Genomic DNA, 23,206 nt, shown 5'->3' on the forward strand with positions numbered 1-23,206 from the left:
CGAAAGCGAGAAACACCATGCGTGCCACCGTGATCCACGGCCCCGGCGACATCCGGGTGGAGGACGTCCCCGACCCGAAACTGGTCGAGCCCACCGACGCGATCGTCCGCACGGTCGCCACCTGCGTGTGCGGGTCCGATCTGTGGGCCTACCGCGGCACGGAGCCAGTCGGCGAGCCGCACCAGATGGGGCACGAGTACGTCGGCGTGGTCGAAGAAGTCGGCAGCGAGGTCACCTCCGTCCGGCCGGGACAGTTCGTCATCGGTTCGTTCGCGACGTCGGACAACACGTGCCCGAACTGCCGCAACGGCTACCAGTCCAACTGTGTGCAACGAGAGTTCATGAGCACCTGCCAGGCCGAGGCGTTCCGCGTCCCGACGGCGGACGGCACCCTGGTCGCCACCCCCGGGCAGCCGGACGAGGACGTCATCCCCAGCCTGCTGACCCTCTCCGACGTCATGGGTACCGGCTGGTACGCGGCCGTGGCCGCCGAAGTCAAGCCCGGCTCGACCGCGGTCGTGGTCGGCGACGGCGCGGTCGGCCTGTGCGGCGTGCTCGCGGCCAAGGAACTCGGCGCCGAGCGCGTCATCGCGATGAGCCGCCACGAAAGCCGCCAGAAGCTGGCTCTGGAGTTCGGGGCCACCGACATCGTCAGCGAGCGCGGCGAGGACGGCGTCGCCCGGATCAAAGACCTGACGAACGGTATCGGCGCGGACTCCGTCCTGGAGTGCGTCGGCACCCCGCAGTCGATGCGGCAGGCCCTGCAGTCCACCCGCCCCGGCGGAAACGTCGGCTTCGTCGGCATTCCGCACGAGGTGGAGATCGACGGTGTGGAGCTGTTCTTCTCCCACGCCGGCCTGCGCGGCGGCCCGGCGCCGGTGCGCGCCTACCTGCCCGACCTCATCACCCGCGTTCTCGACGGCCACATCGACCCCGGCCGGGTCTTCGACCTGACGCTGCCCCTGGACCAGGCCGCCGAGGGCTACCGGGCCATGGACGAACGCCGCGCGATCAAAACACTGCTGCGTCCCTGAGGGAGGCGATCCGATGACCACCTGGACGAACGACGAGCTGACCCGGATCGGGCAGGCCGACGAGCTGCAGCTCGCGGTCCTGCGCGGCGACGGAACTCCGCGTGCCCGGCTGCCGATCTGGGTCGTGCGCGACGGCGACGCCCTCTACGTCCGCTCTTACCGGGGCAGTGCCGGCGCCTGGTACCGCGCGGCGGTGAAGCACGGCGAGGGCCACATCCGCGCCGGCGGGGTGGACAAGGACGTCACCTTGGCCGAGGTCGCGGATGTAGCCGTCAACGACCGCGTCGACGCTGCCTACCGTGCCAAGTACGGCTGCTACGGCGCGAGCTACCTCGGCCCGATGACGGCTGCGCGGGACACGACGCTCGAGCTCGTCCCGCGCTGACCACGCACGCGGGAGAAACACGGTGCTCGGTCTCGAACTCGTCGTCGTCCTCGGTGCGGCGGTGCTGGTGTGCCACGTGGTTGCGACGAGTTCCGGCATCGCCTCGTCGATCCTGCTGCTCGCGGTGGGTGTACTGCCGCCCGAAGTGGCGCTGCCTGGTGGGTGTGGAGTTGCACTACGCCCTCTGCGGCCTCGGGCCCGCCGCCCTGTGGCGTGCGCTGATCGCGGTCGGAGTCGTCTGCGTAGCGCGGCCGTGAGCGCCGGCGCCGCCGACGATCCGGCGTTGCGCTGCTACCACGACGACACGGTCCTGCGGCGGCTGCGGGCCGGCCTCGACAACGAAGAGATCCGGCTGACCGGCCGTGCGGCCGCGGAGCGACCGAACGGAATGGTCATCGGGAGCGCGACGCTTCGCGTAACCAGCGCCACTGCTCCGGTTCGTCGATGGCTTCGCGGTGAGTGAGCTGCAGAACCGTCAGACCCGGGCGGCCGGTTGCCGGGAAGCTCGCCTCCTCCTGCGCGGAAAGGGCCACGAGCAGGGGAACCTCGACCTCGCCGGCCGCGGCCGGGACGTCGAAGACAGCGAGCGTGCGAGCCAGTTCCTGCCGGTCCTCGACGCCGGAGAACTCCCTGGCGAGATGGGTGGCGCTCGTGAGCAGCAGGCGATCCACCCGGACGCAGCCGAACACGGGCCGGCGCGCCGCGGCGAGGACCGCGAGATCGTCACCGACGACCGCGCGTGCGAGTCGGTCCAGATCCGGGAGGTCCAGTGCGATGTCGATCCCGCGCAACGTGTCGGCGAAGACGTGGCGGTACAAGAACTTCTCCGGTCCCAGCCGGGCGGAGCGCAAGGCACCCGGGTAGGGCATCGGCGTCTCGGGGCTGGTCAGGTCCTGGCCACGGTGGTTGATCGTCAGCGTCACGAACTCTTCGAGAACCGCCCGTCCGGGTGTGAAGTTGACGGTGCCGTACCGCGGAGTGAATATCACGGCGGTGTGCGCCGTGCCGTGCGGGACGGTCAGCAGAGCGCTCAACCGGGCATCGTCCGTACCGGTGAAGCGGAGCCTATAACGGTCATAGGCGCCGCTGGTGTCCAACGGCTCTCGCTGGATGGCGCGGGGGAGCCGAGCGAGTTCTTCGTCGATCTGGTCGAAGTACCGTTCTCGCTCGCGTCCATCGAGCACGGCCGGCGGCACGCGGCAAGAGGTGGGGCCACCGGGTGCGGGCACGGGTGATCGAGGCTCGAGGTGCTTCGCAAGGAAGACGGCCGCCTTGTCGTCGGCCCACCGTGCGCCTGCCTCATGGCCGCAATCCGGGTACTCGTCGACTGTCACTGGGCCGGGGAGCACTTGGCCGAGCCTGCCCGCGGTCGTCGGCGGGCAGGTCGTGTCGTGGGTTCCGACGTGGAGGTAGACCGGGGCTCGGACCTCGGCGGCAAGGTTCAGGACGTCAACCTCGCCGAGGGAACGCCGGACCCGCTCGCCCAGTTCGGGACGGCTCGACAGCAGGGCGCGGATCTCCTCGTAGGGACCGGCGGTGGCCTCGGCCAGCGCGACGTCGATGCCGGTCAGGAACGGGCATCCGACCGCCACCGCCGCGACCGCGCCCGGCCGCAGGGCCGCTGCGGCGAGGACGATCGCCGCACCTTGGCTGACGGCGCGCACGCCCACGCGGTCCGCGTCGACCTCCCGCCGGGAGCGGAGCAGGTCCAAGCCGCGGACCCCGTCGGCGTAGACGCCGCGGTAGACGTATGTGTGCGCGTCCTCTATTCCGCTGGTGACGTAGCCGGGGAACCCCGGCGCGACGTCGGCGTTGGCGCGGTTCTTGCCGCGGTACGCCAGGCTGAGTACGGCGTAGCCGCGCTCGGCCCACTCGACGGGGACGGCCGGATCCGCCAGGTAGCCCGGCGCGACCAGCAGCCCGGGGAGCTTCGCCGTGCCTGGGTGGCGGGGAAGGGCGTACCAGGCCGCGATCCGAGCGCCGCCCCAGCCGCGGAATCGCACGTCGTACACCAGGACGTCCGATGTGGACTCATCGTCGTCAGGTCGCCAGACCGCTTCCGCGGGGATCCGATCCAGGTCGGCGAGGGTGTCGCGCCAGAACCGGTCAGGCATCCTTCCCCCAGGTCCGGCCCACCTCGGCGAGGGGAGTCCGGTAGGTTTCCCGCGCGGTCGCGGCCGAGATGGCAGCGAGACCGGCGGCGACGGCACCCAGGACGGCGATCGGCAGCCAGTTGTGTGCGTCCGATCCCTTCAGGGACTGGCCGATGGCCGGTGCGAACCCGTACAGAACCAGCCCGAGTTGCATGCCGACTGCCATGCCGATCGTCCGGACCTTCGAGTTGAACATCTCGCCGTACAGCGCCGGGGACACGCCGTTGGGGGCCGAGTAGAAGACGCCGAGGAGCAGAACGGCCAGCACTATGATGAGAGGTACCGAACCGCTGTTGATCACGCCGAAGTAGGCGAACAGCAATGCCGCGCTGGCCACCGCGCCGCCGATGAAGACGGGCTTGCGGCCGATCCGGTCGGCCACCCGTCCCCAGAACGGCTGGGCGGGAACGGCGATGATGTTGGCGATCAGCACCGCCCAGAGCATCACGGCGCTGCTGACTCCCACCGCGTCGCTGGTCGCGAAGGACAGCCCGAAAACGGTCGCCAAGGAAGAAACGCTGGCGTAGAAGGAACAGAAGAGCACGCGCAGGACGTCACGCCACTGGTGCTTGAGCACGTCCTTCGCCGGGAAGCTCGCCGTCGTGCCCTTGGCCTTGCGGTCGGCGAACTCCGGGGTTTCGGGGAGTGTACGCCGGATGACGATCGTGGCGATGATGACGACGACGCTCAGCAGGAACGGGATCCGCCAGCCCCAGCTGTAGAGGGATTCCTTCGGCAGGGCCGCGACAGGCAGGAACGCGAGGCTGGCCAGCGCCTGCCCGCCCTGCACGCCGGACATCGTCCAGCTGGAGAAGAACGACCGGCGGTCCTCCGGGGCGTGCTCGATGGTCAGGGCGTACCCACCCGGGGCCTCGGCCGCCGTCGAGAGGCCCTGCACGATGCGCAGCGCGACCAGCAGGATCGGCGCCGCTACGCCGATCTGGGCGTAGGAGGGGAGCAGCCCGATGGCCAGAGTGGCCACGCCCATCATCAGCACGGTCAGCTGCAGCAGCGTCTTGCGGCCGAGCTTGTCGCCGATCGTGCCGAAGATGAACGCGCCGAACGGCCGGGCGACGTACGAGACTCCGTAAGTCGCGAACGAGAGGAGCACCGCGGAGGCGGGTGCGACGGACGGGAAGAACACGTGCGGGAACACCAGCGCCGCGGCCGCGGCGTACAGCATGTAATCGTAGTACTCCAGCGCGCTGCCGAGGAGACTCGCCACTGCGGCCCGGGCCGGCGTCTTCCGGCCGGCCTCCGTTCCGGTGGTCGCGGGGTGGATTGAAGTCATGGCAGCTCCTCTGCGCATCGGGCAGCTTGGTCGGCGGAGGTCATGGGGAGTCAGGCAGCTGATCGGCTTGCGACGCTCGTTCGTGGCGTGCGTCCGGGCAGGATCAAGCGTGGCCGCGGTCGTCCCGTGAGCGCTGGTGGCGCCGAGGACTCGAGGCCGTATGAACGAAATAGTGAGTTAATTAGCCCGTTACTGTCAAGACCTGGTTGCGCAGGGACCTGCGTGCGGAACGGGCCCCGCGGCGGACGTCCGGGGCGGGCTCCGGCCGTCGGCGGTTCGCGGGCGACCGGTACGTCACCCGCGCCGCCGACGAACCGGCCCAGCTGAGCGTTGTGAGCAGGGCGCTGTCGGCGACCCGTCCGGAGGGGTCGACCCGGTTCATGGCGTAGGCCCACTTGGCAGTCGTCGGCCGGGTGAGCAGGCGAGCAAGGGGCGGTCGCGGCCTCATGCCGGGGAACAGGCGGGCCGTTGGCTGATCGGCGGGCGGAGGTGGCAGGACCGGAGCGATGGGGCGGTCAACCACGCCGCCTCCGGTGCTGGCCGGGAGCGAAGAGGCTGTGATGGGACGTGCACGAGGGGCTGGCATCCAGGGGATACATCCTGCGAAACTGCAGGAAAGCGGGCGCTTTCTGGAGTCCTTGCGCCCGGCGCCGCGGTCACGTCGGTGGGTGCGACGTCGCGCTGACCGCACTGGCCGACGTGCCCGGCCGCCGACGGACGGCCGGGCACCTCATTGGCGGCAGTCTGAGCGGTTACGCGCAGAACAGGGTGTCAAGCGTGGATATCGGCGAACTCCAATCGGCGCTGCCGTATTTGACCACCAGATATTCGACCCATTGGACGTGGCCTCCGCAAATCGGGGACACCTGAGGGTTGCCGGAATAGATCGTCCGCTGTTCGCCGGCGGCGAGAGTGGCGAAGCCTTCGTCATCGTGCTTGAGCGGTCCGGTGGTTTGCAGTCGGTGGTCCAGATCCCACATCACGGTCCGCGTGGTCGTCGCCGTGTTGATCAAGCCCAGGTAGCCGAGAACATTGCAACTGTCGCTGTCGCAGTTGTAGCGGAAACACACCTGATAGCGGATCACTCCGTATCCGCTCGTGCCGGAACACTTCGGCGAACTCATCATCTCGCTGGAATCAGCCCGCGGCGAGCTGCTGCTCGAAGCGGCAACGCTTTCGGCCGCGGCTGCCGACGCGTTGAACGCTGTGCCGACAATTGCGGCCATGCCGAGGCACAGTGCGACCAATGTTCGTTTCATGAAGATCCCCTCGGTGGTAGTGCTTGTTGTCCGCCGGCGGCCGTCTCCCGGTTCACGACCGGCCAGGGAACTGGTTTACCGGACCGGCCTCGATTCACCCGATCGACGCAGTGCCGCGCGCCGCGCACGCCCCGACCTGTCCCGAGGACGGCGCGCTCGCCGGGGGAACCCGGAGCCCGGCCGCATCGCCGGCCCGGCAGCGGGCGGTGTTAAGCGCACGACCGCGGAAGCGTTACTCCCGCCCGGTCCGGTAACACGCCGATGTTCCGGATGAAACCGTCCGGAAATGGTTCCCGGGTGCACTGCTCGGCATGAACTTCGAGCTCGACGGCCTGCACCGGCCGGTGATCGTGGTCGGCGGCGGCCAGGCGGGACTGTCGATGTCCTACTGCCTCACCACCGCCGGGGTCGGGCACCTGGTGCTCGAACGCGAGCGCGCGGGGCACGAATGGCGGACCCGCCGCTGGGACAGTTTCTGCCTGGTCACGCCGAACTGGCAATGCCGGCTGCCCGGGTTCCCCTACGCGGGCGACGATCCGGACGGGTTCATGGTCCGCGACGAGATCGTCGCCTACCTCGAGTCGTACGTGAAGGAGTTCGACGTCCCGCTGCACGAGGGCGTCGAGGCGACGCGGCTGCGGCCGCTGCCCGGCGGTGGCTTCCGGCTGACGACGTCGGCCGGGGAACTGACCGCCGACCACGTCGTGCTGGCCACCGGTCCGTACCAGGTGCCGCTGAAGCCGCGGCTGGCCGAGCGGCTGCCCGAGCACGTCGTCCAGCTGCACTCGGCCGAGTACCGCAACCCCGCTCAGCTGCCCGAGGGTGACGTCCTCGTCGTCGGCACCGGGCAGTCCGGCTGCCAGATCGCCGAGGACCTGCACCTGGCCGGGCGCCGCGTGCACCTCGCCGTCGGGTCGGCGCCGCGGGTGGCCCGGCGCTACCGCGGCCGCGACGTCGTCGCCTGGCTCGACGAGATGGGTTACTACGCCCGGGGGATCGACGAATTCGCCGACGCGGACGCCGTCCGGTTCCGGGCCAATCACTACGTGACCGGCCGCGACGGCGGGCACGACATCGACCTGCGTGCGTTCGCCGCGGGAGGGATGCAGCTCTACGGCAGGCTCGACACGGTCCGAAGTGGACAGCTGGGCTTCGCGGACGACCTGCGCCGCAACCTCGACGCCGCCGACGCCGTGTCCGAAGGCATCAAGGACTCCATCGACGCCTTCATTGCGAAACGCGGGATTGCCGCGCCGGAGGAGGACCGCTACCAGCCGGTTTGGGAACCACGGGACAGCCGAATGACCCTCGACGCGGAAGCGCTTTCGGCCGTCGTCTGGAGCACCGGGTTCGGCCGCGACCACCGGTGGATCGACGTCCCGGTCTTCGACGGCAAGGGCTACCCGACGCACCACCGCGGCGTCACCAGCTGTCCCGGCCTGTACTTCCTCGGCCTGCCGTGGCAGCACACCTGGGGCTCCGGCCGGTTCTGCGGCGTCGCCGCGGACGCGGAGTACCTCGCCCGGCGGATCACCGACGTCGGCCGCGGCGGTGACGTCCGGTGGCTCTCCGGCACGCCGGTGAGCACCTACCCGGCCGACGACGACTGGGTCGCGCCGCGGACGGTGGCGTGATGCGGTGGACGAATGACGCCCACCGGCACTTGGGCGTGCTGCCGGCGTACCCCTTCTACGGCGGGCCGCCGGTCGCGCCCGCGCTCGGCAGCCGCGCGACGATCGGCGAGCTGCTGTCCGATCTGGACCGTGAACGCACCGAACGGGCCCTGGTGATCCCGAACTACGGTGTGCCGGACCCGGCGATCGCGTTCTCCTTCAACGAACTCTGCGTCGAGGCGGCGGGCGAGGACGACCGGATCAGCGCCGCGCTCTGGGTGTCGCCACGCGCCGAAGACGCCGACCGCACCGACGACGCCCTGAAGCTGGCCGGGGAACCAGGCGTGCGAGCGCTCAAGCTCAGCTTCCTGCTGGGCGGCAGGGCATCCGACCCCGCGTGCAAGCCACAGCTCGACAAGATCTTCGCCACCGCACAGGAGCACGACCTCGTCGTGCACGTCCACACCTCGCCGGGCGCGGCGTCGGACATCGACGAGGTGGGCAAGCTCGTCGAGGCCTACGGCGACGACGTCAAGCTGCACCTCGTCCACTTCGGCGGCGGGATGAGCGGCCACATCAAGCTCGTCGGCGGCCGCTTCTTCGACTGGATCGCCGCCGGCAAGCAGGTCTACACCGACCTGTCCTGGGCGATCGGCTTCACCCCGCGCTGGCTCGTCGACGAGATCTCGAGCCGGGGTCTCGGCCACGACCGCGTGCTGTTCGCCTCCGACCAGCCGTGGGGCGATCACGAGGGTGAACTCGCGAAGCTGGCCGCCGCGGCCGGCGACGGCGAGCTCGCCGACCTGGTTTTCCGCGGCACGTTCGACGTGCTGTACGGACCGAAGAAAGGGAAATAGACCGATGGCAGAGCTGACCGAAACCGAGAAGACCAGCCTCGACGAGATCCCGCACCCGTCGCTGCCGCAGGGGTCCAACCTGTACGGCGGGACCAAGGTCTTCCCGGACTACCAGGCCGAACCCGGCCAGAGCTACTTCACGCTCGTGCACGGCATCGCGCACGAGTCGTCGGTGAGCTTCGTCGCGATCCTGCAGGCGACCCGCGCGCTGCGGAAGGGCTTCGAAGCGGCGATCTACTTCTACGGCCCGGGTTCGCTGAACTGCCTGGCCACGCGCGGCTTCCCGACCACCGGCAACGCCGCGTTCCCGGGCGAGCTGAACATCAACGACCAGCTCAAGACGTTCATCGGCGAGGGTGGCAAGGCCTACTGCTGCCGGTTCGGCCTGTCGCTGCACGGCGCGCGCGAGGAGGACCTCATCGAAGGCGTCATCCCGACGCACCCCCTGGACGTCCAGGACGCACTGATCCACTACGCGCGCAAGGGCGCGATCATCAACTCCACCTACATGTTCTAGGAGCGGTCCGTGCGCGTTGGCATCGATGAAGAACTGGACACCCGCGCCGACATCGCCGTCCGCGGGGTGCGGATGGACGCACCCGTGCAGCGCAGCAAGGGCGCCGGGCCGAGCGACGACGGCCACCTGGTCGTCGACGGTGCCAACGCCACGCTGCCGCTGAACCCCGACAGCCCCTACGAGGTCCGGGACGGCCGGATCCACCGGGGAACGGTCGATCTCGGCCTGAGCGTGACACCGGTGGCCCGGCCGCGGTTCTACGAACTGTCCACTTCGGACGGTATCCCGTACCGGAAGATCGCGCTGCTGCACGGCAAGGACGTCCTCGCGACGACCGCCGTGCAAACCTGCATCCGGTACGCCGAGGACCAGCGGTGCCGGTTCTGCACCATCGAGGAGTCGCTGCGGGCCGGGTCCACGGTGGCCGCCAAGACGCCGGCGCAGCTCGCCGAGGTCGCCGAAGCGGCGGTGCGCCTCGACGGTGTCCGGCAGATGGTGCTGACCACCGGCACCACGGCCGGGCCCGACCGCGGGGCGCGGCACCTCGTCCGGTGCGTCCGGGCGGTGCTCGACGCCGTGCCGGGCCTGCCCGTCCAGGTGCAGATCGAGCCGCCGGGCGACCTCGCCGTGCTCACCGAGCTGCGCGACGCCGGAGCGACGTCGATCGGCATCCACGTCGAGTCCCTCGACGACGACGTCCGGCGGCGCTGGATGCCCGGCAAGTCCACGGTGCCCATGGCGGAGTACGAAGCCGCGTGGGCGGAAGCGGTCCGGGTGTTCGGGCGCAACCGCGTCTCGACGTACCTGCTGATCGGGCTCGGCGAGGACCCGGACGAGCTCGTCGAGGGCGCCGGCCGGCTGATCGGCATGGGCGTCTACCCGTTCGCCGTGCCGATGCGGCCGATGGCCGGCACGCTGGCCCGGCGGGACGGGGTCACGGCCCCTCCGCCGTCGCTGGTCGCCGACGTCACGAGCCGGATCGCGGCGTTGCTGCGGGCGGCCGGGATGACCGGGGCGGACCAGGGCGCGGGCTGTGCCGCGTGCGGCGCGTGCGGGCTGCTCAGCGCGGCGGGAGGCTGACGTGGACCACGACATCCTCGCGCTGCTGGGTGACGTCCGCAGCGTCGCGGCCCGCCCGGCGTTCCACCTCGAGCCCGCCGACCACAGTGGACTGACGGCCTACCGCGCGCTGCGCCACGACGCTTTCGTGGCGCGGCAAGGGCTTTTCTCCGGGCACGACCTCGACGACCACGACACCGACCCGCGCACGATCGTGCTGGTCGCGCGGAACGCCGCCGGAGACGTGCTCGGCGGGGTCCGGCTCGGCCCGGCCACGGACGGCCCGGACCTCGGCTGGTGGCGGGGCGGGCGCTTGGTCGTCGCGCCCGGTTCGCCGGCCGGGATCGGCTCGGCACTGGTCCGCGCCGCTTGCGCGCGGGCTGAAGCCGAAGGGGCCCTGCGGTTCGAAGCGACCGTGCAGACCCGCACCGAAAAGCTGTTTGCCCGGCTCGGCTGGCAACGGGTGCGGCCGGTCACCGTCGCCGGGCACGACCACGTGCTGATGCGGTGGCCGATCGGCCGGATCGCCGCGCTGGCCCGGTCGGCGAAGGCCGCGCTCGGCCCGCTGCTGCGCGGGCTGACCGGCGTGCCCGGCTTCGTCGGCGACGACGGCGTCCCGCTGCCCGGCACTGACGTCGTCGCCGCCTGCGACGCGATCATCCCGGCCATGGTCGAACGCGACCCGGAATGGGCGGGCTGGTGCTCGGTGCTGGTCAACCTCAACGACCTGGCCGCGATGGGGGCCACGCCGACCGGGTTGCTCGACGCGCTGGGCGCCCGGGACGCGTCGTTCGCCGCCCGCGTCCTGAGTGGACTGCGGAAGGCGAGCGAGGCGTACGGCGTGCCGGTGCTCGGCGGCCACACGCAGTTCGGGGTGCCGGCTTCGCTGTCGGTCACGGCGCTGGGCCGGACCACCGACCCGGTGCCCGGCGGGGGCGGAACACCGGGACAGCGCGTCTGGCTCACCGCCGACCTCGGCGGCGGCTGGCGGCCCGGCTACACCGGCCGCCAATGGGACTCGACGAGCTTCCGGCGCACGCCCGAGCTGCGTGAACTGCTCGGCTCGGTGGCGAAGGCGAGACCGGCCGCGGCCAAGGACGTCTCGATGGCGGGGATCGCGGGCACCCTCGGCATGCTCGCCGAGGCGTCCGGCTGCGGTGCGGTCCTGGACGTCGAACGCGTCCCACGGCCTCGCGAAGCGTCCACAGGGGACTGGCTGACCTGCTTCCCCGGCTTCGCGATGCTCACCACCGGCGCGTCGGCACCGGCCGGCCCGGCGGTCACCGCGGAGTGCGGCGAGCTGGTCGCGGGCACGGGCGTCACGCTGCGCTGGCCCGACGGCGAAACGACGCCCGCCATCGACGGCGGCGTCACCGGATTGGGGAACTCATGACCACGCTCAGGATGGCCGCGGTGGCGGCGCCGTTCGACCGCGACCTCGAAGGGGACTTCGCCCGCATCGAGAAGCTGATCGGGCAGGCGAAGGCGGAGGGGGTGCGGCTGCTGGCGCTGCCGGAAGCGGCCCTCGGCGGGTACCTCGCCAACCTCGACGGCGGCGCCGAAGGACCGCCCGCGCTGGCCGTCGACGGTCCGGAGGTGCGGCGGCTGGCCGCGCTTGCGGGCGATCTCGTCGTCACGGCCGGGTACTGCGAGATCGCCGGCGGCCGCCGCTACAACTCCGCGGTGTGCGTCTCCGGCGACGGCGTCCTCGGCCACCACCGCAAGGTCCACCAGCCCCTCGCCGAAAACGCCAGCTACGGCGCCGGCCGCGGGTTCGCCGCGTTCGACACGCCGGTCGGGCGGCTGGGCATGCTGATCTGCTACGACAAGGCGTTCCCCGAGTCCGCGCGGGCCCTGGCGCTGGACGGCGCCGAGATCGTCGTTTGCATGAGCGCCTGGCCCGGCAGCCGCACCCACGCGGCCCCCGATCTCGAGCAGGACCGCTGGAAGCGCCGCTTCGATCTGTTCGACCGGGCCCGCGCCCTGGAGAACCAGATCGTCTGGCTCTCGGCCAACCAGTCCGGCACTTTCGGCGACCTGCGGTTCGTCGCGAGCGCCAAGGTCGTCGAACCCGGCGGCGAAGTGCTCGCCGACACGGGCGTCGCCGAGGGCATGGCGATCGCCGAACTCGACGTCCAGCGGGCGCTGGCCACGGCCCGGCGGTCGATGGGGCACCTGGCGGACAGACGGCCCGACGCCTACCCGGTTAGTGTCCCGTGAATGGGGCAGATCCGCATCGCCGCCGTTGCCGCGCACTTCGGCCGCGACCTCGACTTCGACCTGCAGCGCATCGCGACGCTGATCGACCACGCGCGCTCGTCCGGCGTCGCGCTGCTGGTGCTGCCGGACTCGGCCCTCGGCGGCTACCTCGCCGACCTGCGCCATCCGGACCCGGACGCGCTGCCGCCCGCGCTCGACCCGGACTGCCCGCAGCTGAAGACCATCGCCTCGCTCGCCGCGGAAATGGTCGTCTGCGTGGGCTACTGCGAGGCCGACGGGCCGCGGCGCTACAACTCCGCGGTGTGCGTCACCGGTGACGGCGTGCTCGGCCGGCACCGCAAGGTCCACCAGCCGCCGGGGGAGCAGGTCGCCTACGCACCCGGTGCGGAGTTCGCCGCGTTCGACACCCCGGTCGGGCGGCTGGGCATGCTGATCGACTACGACAAGACGTTCCCCGAGTCGGCCCGCTCGCTCGCGGTCGACGGCGCCGACGTCGTCGCCTGCCTGAGCGCGTGGCCGACCAGCATCACCAACCGCGCGCCGCGGATGGCGCAGGACCGGCAGTCGCGGCTGTTCGACCTCTACGACCAGGCGCGGGCGGCGGAGAACCAGGTGGTGCTCGTCTCGTCCAACCAGACCGGCGCGATGGGCGGGATGCGGTTCCTCGGCCAGGCCAAGGTGGTCGGGCCGGGTGGGGAGATCCTGGCGCGGACCTGGTCGAAGGCCGGTATCGCGGTGGCCGAGCTGGACGTCGCGCAGGAGCTGGCGAACGCCCGCCGCGTGCTGCACCACCTGGGGGAACGGAAACCGTCGGTGTACCGGGAGGCTTGATGCGCATCGCCCTGCTGAGCTACTCCACGAAACCCCGCGGCGGCGTGGTGCACACGCTCGCCTTGGCCGAGGCCCTCGCCGAGCTGGGCGAGGACGTCACGGTGTGGACGCTCGGCCGCGGCGGCGACGCGGGGTTCTTCCGGCCGGTCGACCCGCGGGTGCGGCTTTCGATCGTCCCTTTTCCGGATGTCCCCGGCGAGAGCGTCGGGGAACGGATCCTGCGGTCGATCGCGGTGCTGCGTTCCGCGTTCACGCCGGGGGACTACGACGTCGTGCACGCGCAGGACTGCATCAGCGCCAACGCCGTCGACCGCTGCGTCCGGACGATCCACCACCTCGACACCTTCACCACCCCGGAACTGGCGGCCTGCCACGAACGCGCCATCGTCCGGCCGTACGCGCACATCTGCGTGTCGGCCGCGGTCGCGGCGGAAGTCCGCGCCGGCTGGGGCATCGAGGCGGCGGTCATCCCCAACGGCGTCGACTACGACCGGTTCGCGACGGCCCGCCCGGACCGGGGTCGAGGTAAGTACATCCTGGCCGTGGGCGGGATCGAGCCGCGCAAGGGGTCGCTGGACCTGCTCGAGGCGTACGCCCTCCTGGCGGACCCGGCTGTCCGCCTGGTGATCGCCGGCGGGGAGACGCTCTTCGACTACCGCGACTACCGCACGCGCTGGGACAAGCGCGCCGCCGAGCTGGGCGTCGAACCGGAGGTGCTGGGCCCGGTCGCGCACGACGAACTGCCGTCGCTGATGGCGTCGGCCGCGGTGTTCGCGTTCCCGTCGACCAAGGAGGGCTTCGGGCTGGCGGCGATGGAAGCGCTCGCCGCCGGGGTGCCGGTGGTGACGCGCGACCTGCCCGTGCTGCGGGAGGTCTTCGGTGAGGTGGCGCGGTTCGCCACCGACCCGCCCGGTTTCGCCCGCGAGCTGCGCGCCGCGATGGCGGGCACCGACCCGGCGCGGGGCCGGACACTGGCCCGCCGCTACACCTGGACCGCGGCGGCCGAAGCGCACCGGCGCTTCTACCGCGTCGTGGGCGGGAAAGCCGGTTAGCAGCCCAGACTCGGATCGGGCCGGTTCCCCCGTGCGGCAGCCGCAGCCGTTTGCCGCGACAGCTCCTGCTCTACGGGCCCCCGATTATCAGCACGTAGCTCAGTGCTGACGTCGCGACGACCGTCGCGCCGAGCCCGCTGACGGTGCTCACGCGTGACCGACGGCGGGCGCCTGCCGGCAAGACCTCCCTGCCGGTTTCCCCCGGCACTGCGCTCGCGTTTTCGTCCCATCGGTCTCGTCGCACTACAAACCCTTCGGCCTTGTCTCTGTCCCGTTTTGCCATGACTTCCGTGCGTCGACCGTGCTGCTGGGAAAGTTGACCGAGATCCACTGTGCTGGGTGGACGACTGCTCCAGGGGCCGTGCGTCCCCCGAAAATGACGGACCGAGCAATCCGAGGGGGAGCTGCGCCTGTCGCCGATCGCGGCTCCCCTCGGCTCGTCAGTCCATCGCCGACAACGGCCCGGTCAATCCATGCCGCCCATTGCGGCAACCGCAGTTTTTCGTTGGCGACCTGCGCCTGCGCGCACCGCATCCAGGACCGGGTCCTCGTCCCCGGCTGGTCGGCAACTCCGAGATTTCGCCGGAACGGTGCAAAATCCCGCACGCGTGAGCTCTCGACTTTCCGCAACGACGACAGCGATCAAAAGTACCCCATTCCAAACCGGGATCCCACCGTGGGCCGACGAGCCGCCGAAGGCTCAGTTCTGCCTTCGTGGACGCGTCAAGGCGGGATGGGGCCGAGCAGGAAATGATGCAAACTTCACGATATTTCACCTGTGCCCACGCCTATGCCACTTCCTCTCGGTGGCCCGTCAAAGTTATCGAATCAAGATCATCGCTGCCACCATCCGAGAGGATGGACACGGGTGACTGTGGCCGGTACCACTGACGGTCCCCTGGCTGGAGCCGTATCTGCGCGGAAACGTGGTCTCGTGCAAGGTCGGGCCGGCCGTGCTCGTCGACGCGGACAATGCTCAGCCCGGGCCGCCGGCCGAGGTCGCCGACGTGCGACGCAGGTAACGGCCGGCGTGGTCAACACGACCCCACAGGTGAAAGGCATGCCGCCCAAGGACACCGACATCCGGTCCCGGCGATCCGCCTACCGCTGCGAGAGGTGCTCGAGATGCCGTTGAACGTGGTCGGTGTGGGAGCGGACGGCAGGGTCTACCACGCTGTCCGGAACCGCTATCTACGTGATCCCTGGACGGCGTGGACGGACGTCACGGCCGTCGTCGGCGATCCCGGTTCGGCGTTCGTCGTGATCGATTGCGCTACCGTGGACCGGTCGGTGCACATCTGCGGCCTCACCGCGGATGACCGGATTCTTCATACGTTCCGCGAGCCGGGCGGGATGTGGCAGTCGGGTTGGGGAGATGTCGGTTCCGCCGCTGGTCTCGGCTCTGGTCGGCCTGATGCCGTGGCCACCGCAGGTGCCGGAACGAATCTGCATGTCTTTGCGCCGGTCCAGCGCCGCGGTGGCAGTGGCGGTGTCGTGCCGGCAGCGGGCTCGCCCATCAACCACGCGATCCGATCCTCCGAGCCGCCGGACTGGCCGCAGCACTTCACCGAGGTTGCGAGTGGTTTTTCCGCGTTCGTGCTGAACCAGTTCTTCGCATTGGCCGCTGACGATGTTTCTGGCCGCCTGCACCTCTGTGCTACCGGTTTCAACAACGAGCTGTGGCACACGCTGCAGTTGTCCGGTGGGCCGGAAAATTGGCAGCCGTTCAGTGATGTTCGACTGGTGCACCCCAACAGCCCGGGAAGGATTGGCGATGTTGCGGTCGCAGGCATTGGTAATCTGCTTCATGTCTGTGTCGCGGCCGAAGGGGGCGTCTGGCACACGATACGGGCAACCTCGGTCTGGCAAGCGCAGTGGGGCAACGTGATGCAAGCCGTGAGTTCGGGTGTCACCGGAACCGTCACTCGAGTGGCATGTGCGAACCTGGAGGACAATCTGCATCTCTGCGCTCTCCTTGACGACGGCAGGATAATCCACACGATTCGCATGTCGAACCCGCCGAGTTGGCAGAACCCGGAAGATTCCGGGCAGGCGGCATTCGGTGATGTCACCGCAGTGGTCGGCAGCCGTGGCGTGGATCCTCGCCCGTTCCAGCTTCTTGCAGCTTCTGGTGAATAGCTGACGAAGGAACGGCTCAACCCGTTCGCGTGCTTGGGGCGAAGAGCGCCACCTGCCCGTCGGCAGGGCGGTGGAGCCGGGCTCGGCCCCCTACGCGAGTCCCCGATCTCGCTCTCCGGCCCCCGGGGCCGACGATCGGGAACACCCGGATGGGGGAGAACGGCCGGCGCAGCTGACTACGGCTTGACCGACCGGGCGTCGCGGCGGGCGAGGACGTCGTCGAGGCGGGAGCCGACTTCGGCGCAGTTTGCGCGGACGACGTCCAGGAACGCCGCGAGCACCGGGGAGTCGTCGGCCGCGCGGAAGGACAGTTGCAGGTCCGGGAGGCGGACGCGCGGGGTGATGTCGCAGAACCGGACGTCCTTGCGGGTGACCAGCCGCATCCGGGCCGGGCCGAGACCGACTCCGACGTCGCACGCCGCCAGGCCGATGATCGTGTGGATGTCGCGGGACGTCGTGGCGGCGTCCAGCGCGGCCGCGCCGGCGCCGAACAGGTCGCGCAGGCGCGCGGCCACGGCGGGTTCCTGCGCGGGCGCCGACATGATCAGCCGCTCGGCCGCGAGCTGTTCGAGCCGGATCTCCGAGCGGCCCGCGAAGGGGTGTGCGGTGCCGACGGCGGCGACCAGGTGGTCGGCGCCGATGGGGACGGTCACCAGGCCGTCCACGTGCGCGCCGCGCGGGGCGCCGCGGCCGACCGCGACGTCGAGTTCGCCCGCGACCAGGGCAGCCGTCCCGTCCGGGCTGCTCAGCTCCCGCAGGTCGAGCCGGACGTCCGGGCGGGCCTTGCGGAACCGGCCCAGCACGCCGGGCAGCGGGTCCAGCAGGGCCGAGCCGATGAAGCCCATGCGCAGCTGCCCCGTTTCGCCGCGGCCCGCGCGGCCGGCCTCGACCGCCGCGGCCGTCATCTCGCCCAGCGCCCGCCGGGCCCGGGCCAGGAACGCGGTGCCGGCCGCGGTCGGGAACACCCCGCGGGGCGTGCGGTCGAACAGCCGCTCGCCGACCTCGCGTTCGACGGCCGCGATCTGGGTGGACAGCGGCGGCTGGGCGATGCCGAGGGACGCGGCGGCGCGGCCGAAGTGCTGGTGCTCGGCCAGCGCGAGGGCGTAGCGGAGGTGACGGGACTCCATACGTTCAGGATATCGCGCGAGGTCGATTCAGATATGAAAGTGGATAGCCTCCTTGTGGCGCGGTGGAGTGGACCTCATGACCGAACCCACCGCTTACGTACTCGTTCACGGTGCCTGGCACTCCTCGCTGCACTGGGCCGCCACCCAGCGGGCATTGGCCGCCCAGGGCGCCGTCGGCGTCGCCGTGGACCTGCCCGGGCACGGCGTGACCGCGCCGCTGCCCTCCGGCTACCTCCGGCCCGGCCAGCCCGGGCTCGCCACCGAACCCTCCGCGCTCGCCGGGCTGACCACCGAGGTGCTCGTCGACGCGCTGATCGCCGAGCTCGCCGAGGTGCGCCGGCGGTTCGCCCGCGTGCTCCTCGTCGCGCACAGCGCGGGCGGCGGCCCGGCTTCGGCCGCGGTCGAACGGCACCCCGACCTGGTCGACCACGTCGTCTACCTGTCGGCGTTCGTCCCCGCCGGCCGGCCGCAGTTCGGGGACTACGTCGCCGACCCGGTCAACGCCGGCGCCGCCCACGCACCCTGGACCGGCGACCCCGGCGTCCTCGGCGCCTTCCGGATCAACCCGCTCTCGCCCGACCCCGCCGAAGTCGAGGCCATCCGGCGGGCGTTCCTGACCGACTGGCCCGCGGACCGGCCGGGCTGGCGCCTGACGCTGCACCCCGACGAACCGGTGGCCTCGCTCGCCGGGGCGTTCCCGGTGACCGCCGGGCGGTGGGGCCGGGTGCCGCGCAGCTACGTCCGGCTGACCGGCGACCTGGCGCTGCCGCCCGCCACCCAGGACCTGATGATCGCCGAAGCGGACCGCCTGACCCCGGAGAGCCCGTTCGCGGTGCATTCCCTCCCCGGCGGGCACTCGCCGTTCCTGACCCGCCCCGCCGAGCTCGCCGAACTCCTCGGCCGGATCGCGAAGCAGGCATGAGGCCCGCCGCGCAAGCCGTGCTGCTGTCGGGGACGTTCGTCCAGCTGATGAGCGTCACCGTGATGCAGCTCGCCGTCCCGCGCATCCGCCACGACCTCGCCGCCGGCTCGGGCGCGGGACAGCTCGCGCTGGTCGGCTACACGCTGACCTATGCCTGCGCGCTGATCACCGCGGCCCGGCTCGGCGACCGGTTCGGCTACCGGCGGGTGTTCGTCACCGGTACGGCCGTGTTCACGCTGGCGTCGCTGGCCGCGGCCGCCGCGCCGGACATCGGGACCCTCGTGGTCGCCCGGCTGGTGCAGGGTGCCGGCAGCGGCCTGGTCGCGCCGCAGATCCTGTCGCTGATCCAGGCCGCGGTGCCCGCGGACCGCCGGGCCGGGGTGCTGGGCCGCTACGGGGCGACGATGGCCGTGGCGTCGCTGGCCGGCCCGCTGTGCTGCGGCGTCCTGCTGCACTTCGACCCCGCCCGGCTGGGCTGGCGGCTGGCACTCGCCCTGCCGGTGCCGGTGGGGATCGTGTCGCTGGCCCTGGTCCGGATCCTGCCGGTCGGGCGCGGCCCGGCGGACGCGAGCCGGGTGGATCCGGCCGGGGCCGCGCTGTCGTTGACCGGGCTGATCCTGCTCGTGCTGCCGCTGACCGTGGGTCAGGACGCGGGCTGGCCGGCGTGGACGTGGGCGAGCCTGGCCCTCGGGCTGGGGCTGCTCGCCGCTTTCGCCGTGGCACAACGGCGAGTGCGGCACCCCCTGGTGCGGCCGGAAGCGCTGACCGCGTCGAGGACCCGGTGGGGCATCGGCGCGGTGTTCCTCTTCAACGCCGGGATCCCGTCGTTCAGCCTGCTGCTTTCCTTGCACCTGCAGGGCGCGCTGCACCGCGACCCGCTGGTGACCGCGTTGACCGTCGCGCCGTACGCGCTCGGTGCTCTGCTGGGCAGCGCGGTCGCCGAGGCCGCGGCACGCCGGTTCGGCGCCGCGGCGCTCGCCGCCGCGTCCGCCGGGCTGGCCGCGGTGTCGCTGCTCCTCATCCCGGCGCTGGCCGGGCCCGCGCCGCTGCTGTGGACGGTGCTGGGAGCCGGCGGGTTCGCGTTCGGGATCTTCACCGCCTCGGCGTTTTCCCTGGTCCTGAACCGGGTTCCGGTGCCCGTGGCCAGTTCCGTGTCGGGGTTGCTGCCGACCGCGCAGCAGCTCGGCGGCACGCTCGGCGTGGCCCTGGCGGGGGTCGTCTACGCCGCCGGGGCGCTGGACGCGGCGATGGGCTACGAGGCCGTCGTGTTCCTGCTCGCGGCCGCGGCCACGGCACGCCTGCGGAAGCCCGCTGCGGAAACCCCCGGAGGTGTGTCGTGGACAAGCTCGCTCTCACGGCCGAAGAACTGCTGAGCACCACCCGCGCGGTGCGGCACCGGCTCGACTTCGACCGGCCCGTCGACCCGGCCGTCCTGCGCCGGTGCGTGGAACTGGCCCTGCAGGCGCCCACCGGCCGCAACCGCCAGGGCTGGCACTTCGTCGTGGTCACCGACCCGGACCGCCGCGCCGCGCTGGCCCGGCTCTGGCGCCTCGGCCTCGGCCGGGACGGCACCCCGATGTCCCCGGACGACCAGCGCCGCGCCGCCGTGAAGGCGGGCTCGATGGAGAAGGTCTGAAGCGGACTGCGCCACTTGGCGGAGAACCTGCACCGCGCGCCGGCGTTGGTGGTGCCGTGCATCGAGGGCCGCACCGACGGCCTCGGCGCGGATCGTCAAGCGGGCCGGTGGGGTTCGCTGCTGCCCGCGGTGTGGAGCTTCATGCTCGCCGCGCGCCTGCACGGCCTCGGCACGGTGTGGACGACCGGGAACATGCCGGTCGAACGGGAAGTCGCCGCGCTGCTGGGCATTCCGCACGAGTCGGTGATGCAGGCCGCGGTGATCCCGGTCGCGCACACCGTCGGAACGGACTTCCGGCCGGCGGCCCGGGTCCCGGTCGACGAGGTCCTGCACTGGGACCGGTGGTGACGCCGGTTCGGTTCCTCGCCGCGGTGCTCGTGTCATCGTGGTCGTTCGATGGCAAGGGGCGACACGGGGGGTGTGATCACGGTGCACGAGCTTTCCGGGAAGGTCCGGCGCTGGGTGGGCGACGTGGTCGGAGGCGGTGCCCCCGTGGCCACCGCCACCGGCCTGCGGCAGGGAGCCAACCCCTGGTTGCTGACGTTCGAACCGGGTGGCCGCCTCGACGCGGCTGTGCTGCGACTCGGGGATCCCGCGGACCCCGGCCAGTGCGGCCGGTTCGCCACCGAGGTCGCGGCATTGCGCGTGGCCGACGACCACCAGCTGCCTGCGGCCCGCCTGATCGCCACGGATCTGGACGGTTCCGTGGCAGGCGAGCTGGCGGTGCTGACCACCGCCCTGCCCGGGCACAGCCGGATCCCCTCGGTCGCTTCCGTCGAGCGGCTCGAGGGCTTGGGGGCCGCCGCAGCCGCACTGCAAGCCGTCCCGTTGGCGCCCCGTGCTGCTCTGCCGCGGCGGACGCGCTCGATCTCGGACGTGGACTTCGCCGCCCAACGCCGGGAAAAGGGCACCACCGCGCTGCTGACGGCTGCCGAAGAACGTCTGGCTCAGCTTTCCGCGCCCACCGGCCCGACGGTCTTCGTGCACGGTGACCTGTGGTTCGGGAACACCCTCTGGTCCGGTGACCGCTGCACAGGCCTGGTCGACTGGGACTGCGCGGGCGCCGGATCGCCGGGAATCGACCTCGGCGGCGCCCGCTTCGACGCGGCCCTGATGTTCGGGTTACCCGCGGCCGAGCAGGTCCGGAAGGGGTGGCAGCGCGCCGCCGGCCGGCGGGCCGAACGGCTCGCCTACTGGGACGTCGTCGCGGCGTCCGGCACGTTGGCCGACATGGCGTTCTGCGTGCCGGCGCTTCACGACCAGGGCAGATCAGACCTCGACGCCGGCCTTCTCGGCCGACGCCGGGACGCATTCGTCGGCGCCGCATTGAGCCGGCTCGATGCCGATGGTTGAACAAGCTCACGGGGCTGAAGAACGTCGTGCAAGGCCGGGACATCTCGGGGCAGATCCATTTCCACGAACGGTCCGACGCCCGCATGGTCGCGGAGTCGTCTCCCGGTGGGAGCCCGGAGGTGCCGAGCCAGGCGCAAGAGCGGAAGCCGCTCCACGCCTGAAAACTGCCGGATCCCGAGTCGGTGGCCTCGTTCTTCGAGGTGCCGCTGGACGCCATGATCAAAATCAAGAAAGAACAGTCCCTGAACCTCGTTCTGACAACGCCGCCGAACATCGGGGACAAATCCGTCCTGGCGGAATCCGGTGCGCTCTGGCTGCTCGCGGAAAAAACCGGCTTCGTGGTCGACCTGTCGTTCGAGCCCGCCCAAGCCCGGAACAACGGCGAATTCCGCACCCTCGCGACCAGTGCGGCCGGCCGTGGCCTCTTCGCTTGACCACGGGTCCGGTCTCAGCCGGGCTGTGGATCGCCGGAGCCGCCGGTGGTGCCGACGCGGTGCAGGACCGCCCCGGTGGCGATGTCCAGGACCTCGATCAGCTGTGGCGAGCGCTGCACCGCGATCCACGGCAGCTCGTGATGGCGGGTCACCGGTCCGGCGAACTCGACGACCGTGCGCACGTCTTCCGCCGTCCGAGCGCGGACGGCGGCTCCTTCGCGGGTCAACAGCGCCGGCCGGTCGCCGATCGTCGTCATGCCCAGTACGTCTTCGGCCGGTGGGACGGCGATGAACGCGTCGGGTCGTTCGTGCCGCCACGCCCGCCACGTGGGTCCGTGCTGGGCGGCGTACCAGAAGTCCGGCCCGAGAAGCACTTGGCCGGCACCGTCGACGGTGGTGTGGAAGGGCACGAAACCGGGCTGGTGCACGACCGCGGCCGACCGGGCGAGCGAGATCCGGCCGCTGTCCCAGCGCAGCTTCCACCACGTGCCCCCGCGGCGGAAGCAGACGCCGAATCGCCACGGCTCGTCCATGTCGAGGTAAAGCGGCGACAGGTCGCGGCCGGCCTCCTCGGCGACGCTGAAGTCGATCGGCACGCGGAGCTTGCGCACGTCGAGGTCTTGGTCGCCCTCGACGTGCACGACCAGCTCCTGCCCGGCTTCGATCAGCGTGATCAGCGAGCTGCCGGTGGAGTGGGACACGTGGATCGCGGCGAGCACGGGGCCCGGCAGCCGGAACTCGGCTGCCGGTGTGCCGCACCGCCACAGCACCAGCTCGCGCGGTCCGTCGCCGCGGGCGAGCATCGAGGGGCCCGAGCTCGGGAAGATCGGGAACCGCAGCCTCGTGCCCCGGACCCCGGATTCGAGCAACCGGACGCATTCCTGTTCGGACGGCGGGGAAACTTCGATCCGCGCGCCGTTCACGGCGACGCGTACGATCCCGTCGTCGCCGTCGGCCACGGTCACCGTGCGTTCGCTCGGCTGCTCCGCACCACCGTGAAAGGTGAACCCGCGTGCGGGCTCTTCCCGCGAGATCAGCCACTCGCGGCCGATCCGGCTCCAGTGGCAAGCGGTGACCGGCAGCGTTGTGACGCTCGCGGCCGTCCGCTCCAGCGCCACGATCACGGCCAGCCGCACCAGATCCAGGCGCGCGGAGGAGTCCGGCAGGCCGTCGAGCAACACCTCGACCCGGCCGCTCTGCGGCGGCACCACCACGGAAATCGCGTCGACCAGGGAGCGGAACTCGCTGCCCAGATCCACGCCGGTGAGTACGGGCAAGCTCGCTCGCGTCATCTGTCCCTCCCCGGACACCGTATCCGGTCCGA

Annotated in this window: 21 protein-coding genes and 1 pseudogene; 17 read left to right on the forward strand and 5 right to left on the reverse strand. The window is 71.4% G+C overall.

Annotation, left to right across the window (positions count from 1 at the left end):
- Nucleotides 1–17 precede the first annotated feature (17 nt).
- Genes AB5J73_RS27540 through AB5J73_RS27550 form a run of 3 tightly spaced genes read left to right on the forward strand, consistent with a single transcriptional unit; the run spans nucleotide 18 to nucleotide 1,882 of the window.
- Nucleotides 18–1,034 carry a zinc-dependent alcohol dehydrogenase family protein gene (locus tag AB5J73_RS27540; protein ID WP_370961560.1) on the forward strand — a complete coding sequence of 339 codons (1,017 nt, stop codon included), beginning with the start codon at nucleotides 18–20 and terminating at the stop codon, nucleotides 1,032–1,034.
- Between the two features lie 13 nt (nucleotides 1,035–1,047).
- Complete coding sequence (locus AB5J73_RS27545) at nucleotides 1,048–1,419, forward strand: DUF2255 family protein (RefSeq protein WP_370961561.1); 372 nt, start codon at nucleotides 1,048–1,050, stop codon at nucleotides 1,417–1,419.
- Between the two features lie 22 nt (nucleotides 1,420–1,441).
- Nucleotides 1,442–1,882 carry a hypothetical protein gene (locus AB5J73_RS27550; RefSeq protein WP_370961562.1) on the forward strand — a complete coding sequence of 147 codons (441 nt, stop codon included), beginning with the start codon at nucleotides 1,442–1,444 and terminating at the stop codon, nucleotides 1,880–1,882.
- On the opposite strand, the gene AB5J73_RS27555 is transcribed toward AB5J73_RS27550, so the two are convergent.
- The 3 genes from AB5J73_RS27555 to AB5J73_RS27565 all read right to left on the reverse strand — a co-directional run bounded on the left by AB5J73_RS27555 (nucleotide 1,812) and on the right by AB5J73_RS27565 (nucleotide 6,122).
- Nucleotides 1,812–3,533 carry an acetylxylan esterase gene (locus tag AB5J73_RS27555; RefSeq protein WP_370961563.1) on the reverse strand — a complete coding sequence of 574 codons (1,722 nt, stop codon included), beginning with the start codon at nucleotides 3,531–3,533 and terminating at the stop codon, nucleotides 1,812–1,814. The genes AB5J73_RS27550 and AB5J73_RS27555 overlap by 71 nt on opposite strands.
- Complete coding sequence (locus AB5J73_RS27560) at nucleotides 3,526–4,863, reverse strand: MFS transporter (RefSeq protein WP_370961564.1); 1,338 nt, start codon at nucleotides 4,861–4,863, stop codon at nucleotides 3,526–3,528. The genes AB5J73_RS27555 and AB5J73_RS27560 overlap by 8 nt, the downstream gene beginning before the upstream one ends.
- A 752-nt stretch (nucleotides 4,864–5,615) precedes the next feature.
- Nucleotides 5,616–6,122: a hypothetical protein gene (locus AB5J73_RS27565; RefSeq protein WP_370961565.1), complete on the reverse strand. Its 507-nt coding sequence runs from the start codon at nucleotides 6,120–6,122 to the stop codon at nucleotides 5,616–5,618.
- A gap of 311 nt (nucleotides 6,123–6,433) precedes the next feature.
- Between AB5J73_RS27565 and AB5J73_RS27570 the strand changes: the two genes are divergently transcribed.
- The 9 genes from AB5J73_RS27570 to AB5J73_RS27610 all read left to right on the forward strand — a co-directional run bounded on the left by AB5J73_RS27570 (nucleotide 6,434) and on the right by AB5J73_RS27610 (nucleotide 16,410).
- Complete coding sequence (locus AB5J73_RS27570; RefSeq protein WP_370961566.1) at nucleotides 6,434–7,756, forward strand: MSMEG_0569 family flavin-dependent oxidoreductase; 1,323 nt, start codon at nucleotides 6,434–6,436, stop codon at nucleotides 7,754–7,756.
- Nucleotides 7,756–8,592 (forward strand): amidohydrolase family protein, encoded by an 837-nt coding sequence (locus AB5J73_RS27575; protein WP_370961567.1) that lies wholly within the window; start codon nucleotides 7,756–7,758, stop codon nucleotides 8,590–8,592. Before AB5J73_RS27570 ends, AB5J73_RS27575 begins: the two co-directional genes overlap by 1 nt.
- Before the next feature lie 4 nt (nucleotides 8,593–8,596).
- Entirely contained in the window at nucleotides 8,597–9,109 is a 513-nt protein-coding gene (locus AB5J73_RS27580) for an MSMEG_0572/Sll0783 family nitrogen starvation response protein (RefSeq protein ID WP_370961568.1), read from the forward strand.
- 9 nt (nucleotides 9,110–9,118) lie between these two features.
- A complete protein-coding gene (locus AB5J73_RS27585; RefSeq protein WP_370961569.1) occupies nucleotides 9,119–10,189 on the forward strand; it encodes an MSMEG_0568 family radical SAM protein in 1,071 nt (356 codons plus the stop codon).
- A gap of 1 nt (nucleotide 10,190) precedes the next feature.
- Nucleotides 10,191–11,561 carry an MSMEG_0567/sll0787 family protein gene (locus AB5J73_RS27590; RefSeq protein WP_370961570.1) on the forward strand — a complete coding sequence of 457 codons (1,371 nt, stop codon included), beginning with the start codon at nucleotides 10,191–10,193 and terminating at the stop codon, nucleotides 11,559–11,561.
- Nucleotides 11,558–12,388, forward strand: coding sequence for a carbon-nitrogen hydrolase family protein (locus tag AB5J73_RS27595; protein WP_370961571.1), 831 nt, complete (start codon nucleotides 11,558–11,560; stop codon nucleotides 12,386–12,388). Before AB5J73_RS27590 ends, AB5J73_RS27595 begins: the two co-directional genes overlap by 4 nt.
- Nucleotides 12,389–13,219, forward strand: coding sequence for a carbon-nitrogen hydrolase family protein (locus AB5J73_RS27600; RefSeq protein WP_370961572.1), 831 nt, complete (start codon nucleotides 12,389–12,391; stop codon nucleotides 13,217–13,219). It abuts the gene before it with no gap.
- A complete protein-coding gene (locus AB5J73_RS27605) occupies nucleotides 13,219–14,271 on the forward strand; it encodes an MSMEG_0565 family glycosyltransferase (protein WP_370961573.1) in 1,053 nt (350 codons plus the stop codon). Before AB5J73_RS27600 ends, AB5J73_RS27605 begins: the two co-directional genes overlap by 1 nt.
- A 1,125-nt stretch (nucleotides 14,272–15,396) precedes the next feature.
- Nucleotides 15,397–16,410, forward strand: coding sequence for a hypothetical protein (locus AB5J73_RS27610; RefSeq protein WP_370961574.1), 1,014 nt, complete (start codon nucleotides 15,397–15,399; stop codon nucleotides 16,408–16,410).
- Nucleotides 16,411–16,586: 176 nt separating this feature from the next.
- Here the strand turns inward: AB5J73_RS27610 and AB5J73_RS27615 are convergent, their stop codons facing one another.
- Nucleotides 16,587–17,537 carry a LysR family transcriptional regulator gene (locus AB5J73_RS27615; RefSeq protein ID WP_370961575.1) on the reverse strand — a complete coding sequence of 317 codons (951 nt, stop codon included), beginning with the start codon at nucleotides 17,535–17,537 and terminating at the stop codon, nucleotides 16,587–16,589.
- A gap of 76 nt (nucleotides 17,538–17,613) precedes the next feature.
- On the opposite strand from AB5J73_RS27615, the gene AB5J73_RS27620 reads away from it, so the two are divergent.
- From AB5J73_RS27620 to AB5J73_RS27640, 5 genes and pseudogenes are all read left to right on the forward strand, one after another.
- Nucleotides 17,614–18,459 carry an alpha/beta fold hydrolase gene (locus AB5J73_RS27620; RefSeq protein ID WP_370961576.1) on the forward strand — a complete coding sequence of 282 codons (846 nt, stop codon included), beginning with the start codon at nucleotides 17,614–17,616 and terminating at the stop codon, nucleotides 18,457–18,459.
- Entirely contained in the window at nucleotides 18,456–19,832 is a 1,377-nt protein-coding gene (locus AB5J73_RS27625; protein ID WP_370961577.1) for an MFS transporter, read from the forward strand. Before AB5J73_RS27620 ends, AB5J73_RS27625 begins: the two co-directional genes overlap by 4 nt.
- A gap of 14 nt (nucleotides 19,833–19,846) precedes the next feature.
- Nucleotides 19,847–20,443 (forward strand): annotated as a pseudogene (locus tag AB5J73_RS27630) (nitroreductase family protein).
- A gap of 144 nt (nucleotides 20,444–20,587) precedes the next feature.
- Nucleotides 20,588–21,448, forward strand: a complete 861-nt coding sequence (locus AB5J73_RS27635) for an aminoglycoside phosphotransferase family protein (RefSeq protein ID WP_370961578.1) — start codon at nucleotides 20,588–20,590, stop codon at nucleotides 21,446–21,448.
- 182 nt (nucleotides 21,449–21,630) lie between these two features.
- The gene (locus tag AB5J73_RS27640; RefSeq protein WP_370961579.1) at nucleotides 21,631–21,882 is read left to right on the forward strand and encodes a hypothetical protein; all 252 of its coding nucleotides are present in this window, start codon (nucleotides 21,631–21,633) and stop codon (nucleotides 21,880–21,882) included.
- Nucleotides 21,883–21,896: 14 nt separating this feature from the next.
- Here the strand turns inward: AB5J73_RS27640 and AB5J73_RS27645 are convergent, their stop codons facing one another.
- On the reverse strand, nucleotides 21,897–23,174 hold the full coding sequence (locus AB5J73_RS27645) for a hypothetical protein (RefSeq protein WP_370961580.1): 1,278 nt from the start codon (nucleotides 23,172–23,174) through the stop codon (nucleotides 21,897–21,899).
- Nucleotides 23,175–23,206 lie beyond the last annotated feature (32 nt).

It is taken from the genome of Amycolatopsis sp. cg9 (genome assembly GCF_041346945.1).
Classification (GTDB): domain Bacteria; phylum Actinomycetota; class Actinomycetes; order Mycobacteriales; family Pseudonocardiaceae; genus Amycolatopsis.